This is a genomic window from Tardiphaga sp. 866_E4_N1_4 (genome assembly GCF_052076075.1).
Taxonomy (GTDB): domain Bacteria; phylum Pseudomonadota; class Alphaproteobacteria; order Rhizobiales; family Xanthobacteraceae; genus Tardiphaga; species Tardiphaga robiniae.
The window spans coordinates 2,837,709-2,849,738 of sequence record NZ_CP197242.1 but is presented as its reverse complement, the minus strand read 5'-3'; the positions used below and the strand labels follow the sequence as shown (position 1 = coordinate 2,849,738).

The window sequence follows — 12,030 nt, the reverse complement described above, 5'->3', positions numbered from 1 at the left end:
ACGGCGCACTGATCATACGAAAACCAGGCGGCGGGGCAGAAAGCCCCGCCGTTTTCTTTTTTTTAACCATCGCGATGCGTAACTGCGGTTTGGAGATTGCTCATGCCGCTTAAAATGACGATGGAGCCGCAAGAGTGGCTCATGATTGGCGACACCCGTGTCGTTAACATTCACCCGCTGCAGGCGAAGTTCTCAATCGAAGGGGCAGCGCCCGTGCTGCGCCAAGCGCACACCATGGCGGACGCTGATGCGAACACGCCGGCGAAACGCGTGTATCTTTCGGTCCAAAGCCTTTACCTAGGGGTCACAGTAGATCCCAAACCGTATTTTTCCGCGGTTGAGGCGCTGATTAGGGCTGACCCGTCTGCGATGGACGTTGTGGAAAAGGCAAATAGAAAGATTGCCTCCGGCTCGTTCTACGGTGCTCTGCGCGAGTATCGAAAGCTCGTTGAGCAGCCAGTGTGAGGCTCGCGGACGCATTAGCTTGATGGTCCGCACTTCTGGAAGAAGATCTGCCCCGCAGCATCAAATTCGAAGTCAGCGCGGACGCCGGAGCCGCGGCGTAGGTGACGGCTGCACCCTCACGGGCAGGCTGGAGATCGTCTAAGTCCGCCGCTGGATAATCTCGCAGGCGTCGCTCCCAATATACGCGCAAAGCCTCGCGGCCGTTGATAGTCGTCGCGCCGCCGCAACCGCACTCGATGGTTGCGATGTCGGAATAAAGGCCGAGAATTGTTTCAAGGTCGCCGGAGCGATAAGCATCGAGCCAATCAACTGCTGCGGCCATCGGGTCAAAGGACATCTTCCTCACCTACTTGCCAAATCGTGCGTCTAGCAAGCGAGTTAGATGCAGTCTAATGAATGCGCGCTGAACGGTTTTATTGGCGCGGGACCACGCGGTTGGAAGTGGCCGACCTTAGTCTTTGGAATGCTGCGGCAACGGACGGCAGTCGCATCAGAAGGCCGGGCCCAAAGGCGCTGTCACGGTGCGCCGGCCCCGCTTTGCCGCGGAAGAGCGCCGGATGGATCTCTGGTCAAAGGCAGACCGGCCCGAGCCTCAACAGCCCATGCTTGCTCGTAATATTCGATTGCCATAGCATTCAAGCGGTCGCGAAGTTCTTGGCAATCCGCGAGAAGCGCAAGCTCTCGGCACTTCTCTGACATTGACCGCTGTCGCGCGGCCTCGTCGATTGCCTTAAGCTGAGCGGCAGTAATAACGGGTAGCGGTTCGTCGAAGCCAAGTTCACGCGCTTTTTGATGTGCCGATGTTACGCTGCGATGAAGGTCAGCGGCGAGCTTCGATAGGCTTGCCTGCCTTCAGACCTGCGTCGAGCTCGCGTTGCTCCGCGAATGTCCAACGTCCCGATTTGAGATAACTAGGCAACGAATACCCTTGATCCTGATCTTGCCGACGAATTGCCAAAGAGCGGCAGCTTCGAAGCCAACGATAAGTAGTAGTTCTAGGTTCCCTCAACAAAGCGAAAGCGCCGGGCATGGATGCGATGAGTTGAGGATCTCGTTTTCGAAAGCGGCGAAAGAAAAAGCCTCAGTCGGTTAAAGCGGAACAGCATGGCGTCTGGAAATCCCGCGAGGGGGCTTGGCAGGGTCGTTCCGGGTTTGCTAAAAATTTGCGAATGAGAAGACTGATAAAGCTAAAACCCCCGAGCAGTCGTAAGTGGACAGAGGCCGACGTGGATCGACTAAAGTCGATGCTGATGGCCGGACAATCGGCTGAGGACGTAGCAAAAGATCTCGATCGATCTATCAACGCGGTCCGGATCCAAGCGACAAAACTGCGCTTATCGGCATCGAGCGATCTTAGACGTCGAAATATGCGCAACGAGGCGCTGCAGGGCAGGCACGAGCGTCGTGCATCGCCTTCATGATGATGTCGATGTCCCGCATCACCGATCCCTCACAAGCTTGGGGCGGTTGCGCCACTTAGGATCCTTATCGACCGAGTGGTAGACCGGCGTCCCTTTGGGCCATAGAGCCTGCAATATACCAAGCCGTGCGAACTCGATCGGCCCGCCATGGTCGGCAGCCTGGATCAGGACATGCGCCGCGTTCTGCCACTCCTTTGTGGCCTGCTTCTCTCTCGGCAATCGGGTGATGTATGCGCCGGCATCCTCAAGGGTAGTCAGCTTTCCGCCAGCGGGCAGGGCAATGGGCTCGGGGAAACGGGCAGACCATGACATAAACGAAACTCCGCGACGGAATGGCATAATGAGATGGGGCAGCGTAGCTTAATCGGCAGTCGGCAGCCTTCGCATTGTGAATTCAATGCCGCCATCAGCAGTTGGCCGGAAACGTTCTATCATCGTCATATATGCCTCCACCGGAAACTCTGCGAGATAAGCGCGCGCTCGCCGCCTGGCGTCTTCCACGGGCAGTTTAAATGTCTCGCGGACAAACCCATCGTTAAGTCGAAGCTTTTCACTTCGCGATCCAAGACGATCGCTCAACGACCGGGGTCTCATTTCACAATCCTCAACTCGCCATAGCCGTTAATCAAACGCTCCTGAGCAGCGACCACCTCGTCGCGGTCCCAGATTTCTAGCATTCGCTGCAGAACGGCTTTCGGGTCGCGAGGTCGCGGCTCTATGTAATCCGATAACACGGCCTGCGCGTCTTCCATGGCCTTCGTGATGATGTCGATATCGCGCATTACAGATCCTCGCGGAATCCTTTGAACACCGGATGCCGTAACTTCCCTTCGGCTGATTTCGCTCGATACTCTATCTCCGCCAGCAGGGATGGCTTTACCCAGACGGCGTCAGGCTTCTTGATCTTCTGGCTGTAGGCTTGAGCCTTCTGCACCAATGGAGCGAGGCGCTTGCGAACGTCGGTCACCGTGCCGGGCGTAAAGCCGTGGTCGACTTTGCCTGCATAGATCAGTCGGTCGCCGTCTTGGCGTCCGACGTAGAGACCGTCGAAGCGATTTTCCTTCAAAGCGAAGCCGACGATCTGCAGAGTCTCGCGCTGTCGGCATGTCATCTTGACCCAGGCGTCAGTCCGGTCGGATGTGTAGCGGCTATCGCGTCGCTTCGAGACCACACCTTCCAAGCCCATCTCGCATGCGGTCTTAAGCATGTGCGCGCCGTCGATATCGAAGCTTTGACTGAGCAGAATATCGCTGCCCTTGAGCACTTTCTCCAATTCGGTCTTTCGCGTTGCCAGCGGCGCTTTACGCATGTCGTAGCCGTTTAAATACAGGAGGTCGAAGGCATACATTACAAGCAGGTTGGAGGGCCGGCCGGCGCGCAAGACTTTCTGCAAGACAGCGAAGTCTGTTGTGCCATCCTCGGCCGGGACTACGACTTCACCGTCGATGATTGCCGACTTGGTTTTCAGATGCCAAGCATCAGTCGCGATCTTCTTGAAACGCTCCGTCCAGTCGTGGCCGCGGCGCGTGTAGATGTGAATGCCCTCGTTGGCGATGTGCAACTGCACGCGGTAGCCGTCGAACTTTACTTCATGTATCCAGCGGTCACCCGACGGCACCTTACCGATCGAAGAAGCGAGCGCTGGCGCAACGAATCCGGGGAAGGCCGCTTTCACGCCACCTTCCGGGACTTTCGGTTTGGGATAAGGCATCTTACGGCCTAGGAGCTTCGGGCACCGGAGTGGCCTGCGGGGCGGTACTTCTCACCTTCTGCTGCGACACGCATAGAATGCCTTGCTCAGCTTCGTCAGCGAGCAAGCGGAGCAGGCGAGCCTTTTCCGGATCCTTTTCCGCTAAGGCAAGACGCCGATAGCGGACGGCACGGGGGTCGGTCATGCGAGCCTCAAATTCAACTGGCGCTCGCGGCCGGCGTGACGCAGCACGAAGTCTTCGATCGAGGAGCTCAGGTCTTGATGGGCAGCATCAGCGCGGCGCTGGATCTGGCGCGCAACATCTTCTGAAACGTCGTCGGCCCAATGCTCGAAGGTGTTGAAGGCGATGACCTGCTGAGGGTCGTTGTACCGTCCGGACATCAAGTCGCGGATGACAGTCTCAAGGTTGGTTTCGCCAGCGTCGGCTTCGCGCCAGGCGCATCCGGATCGCTCGAAGCAGTCAAGAACGAGATAAACGTTCTGATCGCCGATATTCGGCACGATGGATGGTGTCCAACGGGACTGACGCATACTTGAACTCCGACGCAACTGACGGCGGATTCAAGCTCCGTTCACATGAATCGTTCCAGAACCTATTGGTTTGAATCGAGTTTTCGCCATAAAGCGGACGTTGACCTTCCAATTGATAAATATACTCTCAGCACGTCAAACGGGAGAGCGAACCATGACGGGCCATATTCGGTTTGTTGTCGCGGCACTTGTCGCAATGGTCTTTCCGAACGCGGCGCCTGCGCAATCCGCCGTGACGACAGCGATGTCGTCCGAGCAAGCGCGCGAGGAAATAGCGTACACCATTGGTGTGCAAGCTTACCTGTGGGGTTACCCGCTACACTACTACAGCCGCAGCACCCCGAAGGGACTTGAGGTCGGCGGCACGTATCTCAATGATTTTAGAAAATTCACGGAGCAGAAAACGGCGAAGGACAAATTTGTCGTTACGCCGAATAACGTAACGATTGACGCTTACGGGACCGTGGATTTAACCGCAGAACCGGCTGTTGTTTTTGTCCCGGCGCTATCCGAGCCGAGGTGGTATCTCGTGCAGATCGGAGACTCCTTCGACGAAATTGCTCATATCATCGGGGGCAGCAAGCCGGCGCAGCCGGGAGTCTACCTCATTACCGGCCCCGACTTCATCGGAAGTCCTCCCGGTGAAATGATTGAAATAAGGCTGCGGACGAAGATAGGTCTTGTTGCTGTTCGCATACTCGCAAGTGGAGCGGCCGACCTGCCGAAAGCGGTCCAGGCGCAAACCGGCTTTCGTTTAATGCCCCTTTCAGCCTATTTGCGATCGGGCTTGGCTTACAAACCACCGCAGCCAAGACCTCTTATGGCGTTGTTTGAGAGCAAGGCACCGGCAGAAATTCGTTTCTTCGACGAGCTTGGCGACGCAATGAGAAAACGCCTTCCTACTTCCGCAGATTCAGCCAGCTCGCTTGTCGCATCGTTTCGTCAGATCGGATTGAGCGTCGGCAATGGCTTCGAATGGCAGAGTCTGGACGAACCGACCAAGCGCGGTCTGGCGCGCGCCGCAAGGGCTGCTCCGCAAATCATCGATAGCAAATGGGCCGCTGCCGGTGAAAAGACCAACGGTTGGAATTACACATTCGCAGGCGGACGAGCAGGCTACGACCCAGCCTTGCGCGCCGCACTTGTGAAGTATGAGCTGGGTGCGCTGCTCCCCGATCAGGTTCTTTATCCAAATACAAGCGAGGACGATAAGGGAGAACAACTGGCTGGCGTACGCATTGCATTTTGACGCTGGCAAGCTGCCGCCGGTAGCAACGTTCTGGAACTTGGCGATGTACGGAAGCGATATGCTTTTCGTGGAGAACGATTTCGGCCGTTATAGCTTTGGCAGCACTACAGAGGGATTGAAGAAAAACTCCGATGGTTCCCTGACTGTTGTGATCCAAAAAGACAAACCCGCAGATACGTCGAATTGGCTCCCGGCACCGACCGGAAATTTCAACCTCACATTCCGTTTCTATGGGCCACAAACGCCTGTGCTGGATGGTTCGTACCGCTTGCCGGCGATCAAGCGGGTCAACTGAGGTTCACTTGTTTCGGACCCAAGGCGATATCCGGTTTGAGTCTGCAATACGGCTAGCAGACATGCGTCGAGTCTCGCTCATGATCCTCGATTTATGAGTATCCCTTGCCTGTTGGCCATTTCGGCTTGGTGCCGGCGCGGGCCTCTGCCTTCCGTGCGGCGTCAATTGCATCTTCGGTCATGCCCGGCCTGAGTCCTGACCAAACGACCTTAAACCGTCGTTTGCATTCGTCGATGTCGCTGCAGATACCGCGATGCGCGGCCGGCTGCGGCTGGCCGGGCAGGTTGACGCCCCAAAACCAGTTGGGCTTGCCCATTGGCGTGCCTGGCTGCTGGAGGATGCGGCCGACGGTAATGCCTCGCCAAATCACCACATAGTCGTTGGGACCAGCGACATCTCCGTTGAGACGGGTGGGACGCATGCGAAGTTCGTCGTCGTAATTCATAGGGCAGGCGCTTCGTCTTTCTTCTTGCCACGGGCGATGATCTTTAGCGCGCCGTCGGGAAGAGGGCGCTGCAGCTGCATGGCCTCCTCGGCGGGAGCATTCATCCACGTCGTCAGATCCTCTGGCTTGGTCAGTATCACCGGCATGGCTTTTGGGTGGATGGCGCCGACTTCGGTGTTTGGCTCGGTAGTCAGGAAGGCGAAGAGATCGTTGGTGGTCTCGCCCTCTTTGACCTTACGAACCGATGTCCAGTTGGTCCAAATTCCTGCAAAGAACGCGAGAGGTCTCGTCTCATCGAACGCAAACCAGATGTCACCACCCTCAGCTTTATTGAACTCGCTGAAGGATGTGAACGGCACCAAGCACCGCGATTCAACACCGAGCCATCGCTTCCAGTGCTTGCTGTCGAGGTTGCGGATGTTGGTCGCCCCGCTGTCGGGCTCCATCCGCAGCAGTTCCTTAAAGTCAATCTGCATGCCCTTGTCTTGGAGCTTGGCGGCGCGCTTTTTAGCGGCCTGCATCTGGGCGAATTGCGAGGAGGGCATGCCCCAGCGCGCGAGCGTCAACTCGGTCGCGTCGGCCTTGTTGCGCACGATCGGGGCTGGATAGTCAGGAAAGATGCCGGGCATTGCGGGCAAGTTTCCGGTGCTGTCGATGTCGAAGGAGAACAGCCGGCGGATGGCGTCCTGGTTCTTCGTCATCGAATACAAATTGCACATGCGCTTCCTGTCGATTACGTGCCCGGTGCTCGTCCGGTGATGTGAGCTATGTGGGCCATGGTCTCTTCATGTATCCGCAGGGTGAATGCCACGCCACACGGGCATTGGACCGACCCAGACAAATCCCTATAGCCGGCATCCCATAGCGCGTATTTGTTGGCCGTCCACTGTTTCTGCCGGCGCGAAGCCTCGAATTCAGCTTCGGTGCGTTGTGGCAAGAAGACCTTCCATGCGACAGAAAATGCGGCGTGAGCCGTTTCGAAGGTCGGCGCGTTGCCCCTGAAACATTGATCCCGATGGAGCGGGTAAAAGCCGCAAGACCATTTCCAGATGCCAGACCTCACCGGGTTCGGATCCCACTCTTGCTGAGTGATGGCACCGACCTGCACGTCGCCGTAGCAGATTTCCCAGGTCTCAAAACGATCATCGGTGCGTCTCCGTGTCGGCTCTGGCATCATGGCGTCTCCACACCATGCCGTGGGCCGGGCGCCAACTGCAGCAATGTCGCGAGGGGCCGCTTGCCGCCGATGGAACATTGTTCGCAGCGCAGGCGGGTCGCGATATCGTGGATGCATGTCGTGTCGACATGCGGGAGTACAGCCAGGCTGACGTCGCGCTTGATCCGACATCTTGAGCATTCAATCTCGAGCCACGGAAAGCCGCCATTGATTGCCTGATCGACCGTCGGCGACGGACCGATCGGCTCGCCGTCCGCCCACATGCGCTCGTTCCAGCTTTCACACGACAGCTTGTCGGCGTCCCGGATCAGCGACTCGCCTTTGGCCCGCAGCTCATCCGCCTGGCGCGCGAGCATCAGCGTCACGCCGCGCGCCTTCGTCAGCTCCTTTTTGAGAGCTTTGCGGTCGCCGCCGGATAGGGGCGTGGGGTGATATTTCGGAGCCATATGGGCGTCCAAGCGTGACGGTCAAAATGGAAAATAAAATGCTACGTCATCTCAAAGGACGGCCAGCAGACATCCTCCTCGAGGCGTCCTGTGCGTTCTTGGCAGCCGTCGTCGAGCAGCTTCATCCCAACATCTTTCCAGATCGCGTGGGCGCCGTAGACGCGCACGGCATCGACGGTCTGGATCTCCACGATCCGATCGCAGCGACGGCAGGTCATTCGCAGTATGCCGGGGAATTTCCGAAAGGCGACGTTGCTGGACGGGCACGCCGGTGCGGATCTAACCGCGCGGATCCCGGACGATGGAATCCCAGTACGCCTCCGGCAGATCGTCCGCAGGGCCGGGCAAGGCGGGTCAGGTGGGCGGCTTGGCATGGAGGCCAGCTTTTCCATCTGTTTAGGCGTCGGCATCCGCCAGCTTGCAGGTCTATCGCTCATGTTGTTAATTAGAACATAGAGAGAACAAAAGTCGAGTCCGCTCAGGTTGAAATTGAACAAGGCGGTTTCTGAAACGACCTGTTTTCATCCGCAACTGCAACGGTAACCGTGCGTTTTCCGACCTAAATCGGCGTTGGGAAACGAGGGTGGCTTAGTTTGAAAAACCAGCTAGGCTGACACCTCTCGGAACTATCCGGTGTGCTGTACATTCGGAGGAGGACGCCAATGCGCTTCATTCTCGGTATTGTTATTGCAGTGATGGTAGCCTGCCCTGCGGCAGCGGAGACTAACTCGACCAACTTCAAAATTCAAAACGGGAAAATCATCCTCGCTCAGATGCAGTGCAACTGCACTGGGGAAAATATAAGTTGTCGCTCTCGCTGCCCCGGCTCAGGAACACAATGTATCGCGGCCTGCGATGCTGCACAACGCGAGTGCGTAAAGCGCTGTAATTGAGGGAAGGCCGCTTCAGTGGGCGGCCTCTTTCACCCCAACTTCGTACTCGCCGAACTGGGCCGCTCGCTGTTTTCAACCTTTTAGCCACTCGACTGCGATGCGCTCTCCCTGGGAATGGGGAGTGCGCCGAGTGCCACATCGAGCAGTTCAATACGACGGAGGGTGAGCCGGGGCTTCGACGCTGCAACGGTCAGGCGCGAAGCCGCGCGTATGCCGACGCCTTCGCAAAGGGCGGCAATGACTTCAATCTGCTTTTCGCGGGGGAGTACGTTCACGAAGCTCATCCTTCGGGTTGAAGGGATGGCCTGTGCGAGACTCTAGCAAATCAGCCTTGCCGGGCGTATATTTGCTGGAAGGCCATTCGCATCGGGCTCATCCCCGGGGCGGTTGATCGGGGCTGGTGCGGTTGCCGCCGCGCCGGTTGGCCGCGCAACGCGTAGGGCGCGACCCTGACGAGGAATGAAAGAGGCCGCCCACTGAGGCGGCCTTTTAATTTGGGGGCTGTGAGGCTGGCATGAATTCGAACGAAGCGGCGCCGCAATTGGGGCAACAGTCCATCTCAGTTTGAGCCCGCTCATTGAACTGGAATACAGCGGCACTCCACTTGAAAATATGACTGCAATCGATGCACTCGAACCACGAGTCCAGATTGCGATCTGTTGAGCCAGGTTCAGTGGGGTCCGATGTCTGCATTCGGCGATGTTAGGCCATATTGGCCTGTTGGTAAATCAGGCCACTGCCATTTTCAAACTAGGCCACTGAGGTCGGAAACAGGCCAGTACCCATATGCGCATCAGTAAGAGCCGTCCTTTGGCTCCTCGTGCTTCTGAAGGATCAGCACCACGCCGAAGAGAAAATGCCCGAGGTTAGAAGGTCGAAAAGATGGTCCTGCATCCCGCCATTTTAGCGGATGGCAGGCGGGCGTTATCCTGATTGCCAGGGGCGTGGCCTAGCCCCATCGCAAGTGAAGATTAGCCTTCGTGGCGGGTGCCTCATTTTCGATATAAGCGTCGACCTGACCGTCAACCGAATGGGGTGAGTTGCGGTCGTCGCTGTCCGGCGGCCGCACACGGGTTGATCCGTCGATCTGTTCAACGAAAACAAGAAAATCCGCTTTCCGCCCTACCTGCCGCAGCACGTCCAGCAACAGGATGCTTTCAATAATGAGCGGCCTATCGCCTCGTGCCGTCAGGCAACGCGTAATATCGTCGACCTTCCAGCGAAGCGGATCCTTTCCTGAGAGGAATAAGTCCAGATGGATCGCAGGCATTCCAAATTGCCACGCAAGCCAGCTTGCCAAGGTCGATTTTCCTGCTCCACACCGGCCGTCCAAGCCGATGAGAACCGAATTCCGGTTAGTACCAATCAACGCGTTGACCTTACCGTAAAGCTCGCAATATTCCGTCGGTGATTTATGCATTTCGATCTTTGGTCAGCAGTCAGTAGCGCTCTCGGGCGCGGGTGCATCCATGGTGGCGATATGTCAACGCAGACACGATTGCGCGCCGCCATCCTATGACAACGAAGGTCTGGCGCTTTCAGCATTTTAATGTTGAGCGACATCTGATCGATGTTAACGGTAAAGCGCGGTCATCTTGAATTGTTGATAGAGGGCGTCAATACAGTATGGGCACCCAGCAACTTCTTTACTGCCCAGGCCCCGCCGCCTAAGACGCAGATCACGACGAGGAAAACGACTATTAACTGACGCCCATAGTGCTTGCGTTTGCGCTCCGCTTCCTCATGCTGGACCTGTCGGCTGAGTACTGCCTGGGCTTCGCGAAGCCGGTCGTCACGTAACTTTCCGCTCTCAGTCAATTCGCGAAGTTTGGCCGCGGGGTCATCCGATGTCATGCTAGTCTCCGGCATCTGGGAAAATGTCTGTAAATGCGCCGTTCAGGGCGCCTATTCCAAAATTCAGTCAGACCGATAGGGTGGAGCGCGGTGGTCAAAGCAGCTCAAAAATGCAATCGATCGGCTCAACTATTGAATAACCAGAGTTCTCGTAGCGAATTCCGACTTGAGTCTTAAATTGCGCGCTCATGAGCTTTTCTTCAAGGGAACCATTTCGACAGCGATCCGGATGCCACCGACTTGCCGGCGGCCGAGTTGATCGTCGAGTACTTGCATAACAAGGCCGCCCGCTGTTCCCAAAATAGACCGGACAGTCGAGCAATATGCGACTATCTTCTGACTTCCCCGCAATTATTCCACGTCGAAGAAGGCGGCGATTTTTGTCTAGCTGAGCATCGCGACCAAGCGACGAAGGGTGGGAGCGTTGCACCCCTATCTTACGGGGAGCGACGCAGCAAGTTCTCGGGTTCTCGATTTCGGAAGGGTTATCGTCGCCAGCTTCCATCCCGCTCCATCGAACCGAAAGCTAATCGCGGAGTAATCATCGCCACTGTGAGCGTCGCTCAGCCGGATGCCGATCTCAGCAATGTTGACTGGGAACAGACGGGGGATGAATCTCAATGCATCCATCGCGTCAATTTGAGTGAGTGGAGGAAGGGTGAAGGTTTCAGCGCCGTCGCCCACGCTGCCAGTCTTTAAAAGTTGTTTGAGATTTTCGGAGGAAAGAAGTTTCGTCAGCATAGCGTCAGCCAAGCTGGCACCGTAGGTATTGGCTAGCAGCACCGTTGTTCGCTTAGCGCCCTTGCCGACGCGCTCAAGGTAAGCATCGATGATCTGCTCGGTAAGGGATCTCTTCAATCGGTCAAGATCTGTCCGGGCCAGTACCGCTGCGCCATCTCCGGCCCTTACCGCATCGACAAAACGCGAAGTTGAGATCGCCATTGATGTGACGTAGGCGCCTGTAAAAATTGCAAGTGTCAATACGATCAATGTGACACGGCGCATGGGCCCAATCTCTCGGATGATATCGGACGTAAGCTCGAAGGTCCCTGGCATGTTCCAAAGGAAAGCGCGACGTGATGCCGCGCCTCTCCATCTGGGATGCCATCATGAGGGCACCTGGTTTCCGTTGAGCATAGTCAAACGAGACAAAAACAAGCCGCCCGGGCATGACGCCGGGCGGCTGTCTGATGCGGTGACCGGTTCATCTTAGCGTTATCCAACGTCACTGGCCGCAATCGTCGAAGTGGCTGTAAAGAGAGAACCAACACCGTCGATGTGGCTACGGCACCAATGGTGTACCAACAGGCTTCGTCATAGTGTCCCATTAAATCGATGATCCCTCGCGTCGGTTACCCAGAAGACTGCAACATATTGGGCAACCGTGTCTTTCACTTAGTCGAAACAATCTATGCGTATCAGCCTGTAACCACAGCAGCCACCGGGCATATCCAGCCCCAGAACGGTCGCTTTCGCTCGACCCGGTGGCTTGCCTGCCCCGCTCCATTTTCCATTGCAGTAGTTCGTCGCAATCAAATCGGGT

At 56.8% G+C, this 12,030-nt stretch carries 16 protein-coding genes; 3 read left to right on the top strand and 13 right to left on the bottom strand.

Going from position 1 to position 12,030, the window contains the following annotated elements:
* The first annotated feature begins 102 nt into the window (after positions 1-102).
* Positions 103-465 carry a flagellar biosynthesis repressor FlbT gene (locus AB8B20_RS14000; protein ID WP_439072940.1) on the top strand — a complete coding sequence of 121 codons (363 nt, stop codon included), beginning with the start codon at positions 103-105 and terminating at the stop codon, positions 463-465.
* Positions 466-1,904: 1,439 nt separating this feature from the next.
* Here the strand turns inward: AB8B20_RS14000 and AB8B20_RS13995 are convergent.
* From AB8B20_RS13995 to AB8B20_RS13980, 4 genes are all read right to left on the bottom strand, one after another.
* Positions 1,905-2,198: a hypothetical protein gene (locus tag AB8B20_RS13995; protein ID WP_439072939.1), complete on the bottom strand. Its 294-nt coding sequence runs from the start codon at positions 2,196-2,198 to the stop codon at positions 1,905-1,907.
* A gap of 278 nt (positions 2,199-2,476) precedes the next feature.
* Positions 2,477-2,668, bottom strand: coding sequence for a hypothetical protein (locus AB8B20_RS13990; RefSeq protein ID WP_439072938.1), 192 nt, complete (start codon positions 2,666-2,668; stop codon positions 2,477-2,479).
* Positions 2,668-3,597, bottom strand: a complete 930-nt coding sequence (gene ligD, locus AB8B20_RS13985; protein ID WP_439072937.1) for a non-homologous end-joining DNA ligase — start codon at positions 3,595-3,597, stop codon at positions 2,668-2,670. The genes AB8B20_RS13990 and ligD overlap by 1 nt, the downstream gene beginning before the upstream one ends.
* A gap of 180 nt (positions 3,598-3,777) precedes the next feature.
* Positions 3,778-4,098, bottom strand: a complete 321-nt coding sequence (locus AB8B20_RS13980) for a hypothetical protein (protein WP_439072936.1) — start codon at positions 4,096-4,098, stop codon at positions 3,778-3,780.
* 184 nt (positions 4,099-4,282) lie between these two features.
* Here AB8B20_RS13980 and AB8B20_RS13975 point away from each other — a divergent pair, with 184 nt between their 5' ends.
* Positions 4,283-5,377, top strand: a complete 1,095-nt coding sequence (locus AB8B20_RS13975; protein WP_439072935.1) for a DUF1254 domain-containing protein — start codon at positions 4,283-4,285, stop codon at positions 5,375-5,377.
* The gene (locus AB8B20_RS13970) at positions 5,367-5,672 is read left to right on the top strand and encodes a DUF1214 domain-containing protein (protein ID WP_439072934.1); all 306 of its coding nucleotides are present in this window, start codon (positions 5,367-5,369) and stop codon (positions 5,670-5,672) included. Before AB8B20_RS13975 ends, AB8B20_RS13970 begins: the two co-directional genes overlap by 11 nt.
* Before the next feature lie 91 nt (positions 5,673-5,763).
* On the opposite strand, the gene AB8B20_RS13965 is transcribed toward AB8B20_RS13970, so the two are convergent.
* The 9 genes from AB8B20_RS13965 to AB8B20_RS13925 all read right to left on the bottom strand — a co-directional run bounded on the left by AB8B20_RS13965 (position 5,764) and on the right by AB8B20_RS13925 (position 11,492).
* Positions 5,764-6,117, bottom strand: a complete 354-nt coding sequence (locus AB8B20_RS13965; RefSeq protein WP_439072933.1) for a hypothetical protein — start codon at positions 6,115-6,117, stop codon at positions 5,764-5,766.
* On the bottom strand, positions 6,114-6,836 hold the full coding sequence (locus tag AB8B20_RS13960) for an SOS response-associated peptidase (protein ID WP_439072932.1): 723 nt from the start codon (positions 6,834-6,836) through the stop codon (positions 6,114-6,116). Before AB8B20_RS13960 ends, AB8B20_RS13965 begins: the two co-directional genes overlap by 4 nt.
* Before the next feature lie 14 nt (positions 6,837-6,850).
* Entirely contained in the window at positions 6,851-7,294 is a 444-nt protein-coding gene (locus AB8B20_RS13955) for a hypothetical protein (protein WP_439072931.1), read from the bottom strand.
* Complete coding sequence (locus AB8B20_RS13950) at positions 7,291-7,740, bottom strand: hypothetical protein (protein ID WP_439072930.1); 450 nt, start codon at positions 7,738-7,740, stop codon at positions 7,291-7,293. The genes AB8B20_RS13955 and AB8B20_RS13950 overlap by 4 nt, the downstream gene beginning before the upstream one ends.
* A gap of 41 nt (positions 7,741-7,781) precedes the next feature.
* Positions 7,782-7,958, bottom strand: coding sequence for a hypothetical protein (locus AB8B20_RS13945; RefSeq protein ID WP_439072929.1), 177 nt, complete (start codon positions 7,956-7,958; stop codon positions 7,782-7,784).
* A 755-nt stretch (positions 7,959-8,713) separates the two neighbouring features.
* Positions 8,714-8,908, bottom strand: coding sequence for a hypothetical protein (locus tag AB8B20_RS13940; protein ID WP_439073087.1), 195 nt, complete (start codon positions 8,906-8,908; stop codon positions 8,714-8,716).
* Positions 8,909-9,582: 674 nt separating this feature from the next.
* Positions 9,583-10,053: a hypothetical protein gene (locus AB8B20_RS13935; RefSeq protein WP_439072928.1), complete on the bottom strand. Its 471-nt coding sequence runs from the start codon at positions 10,051-10,053 to the stop codon at positions 9,583-9,585.
* A 170-nt stretch (positions 10,054-10,223) separates the two neighbouring features.
* On the bottom strand, positions 10,224-10,487 hold the full coding sequence (locus AB8B20_RS13930; RefSeq protein ID WP_439072927.1) for a hypothetical protein: 264 nt from the start codon (positions 10,485-10,487) through the stop codon (positions 10,224-10,226).
* A gap of 432 nt (positions 10,488-10,919) precedes the next feature.
* Positions 10,920-11,492, bottom strand: a complete 573-nt coding sequence (locus tag AB8B20_RS13925) for a DUF2939 domain-containing protein (protein WP_439072926.1) — start codon at positions 11,490-11,492, stop codon at positions 10,920-10,922.
* Positions 11,493-12,030: the final 538 nt, after the last annotated feature.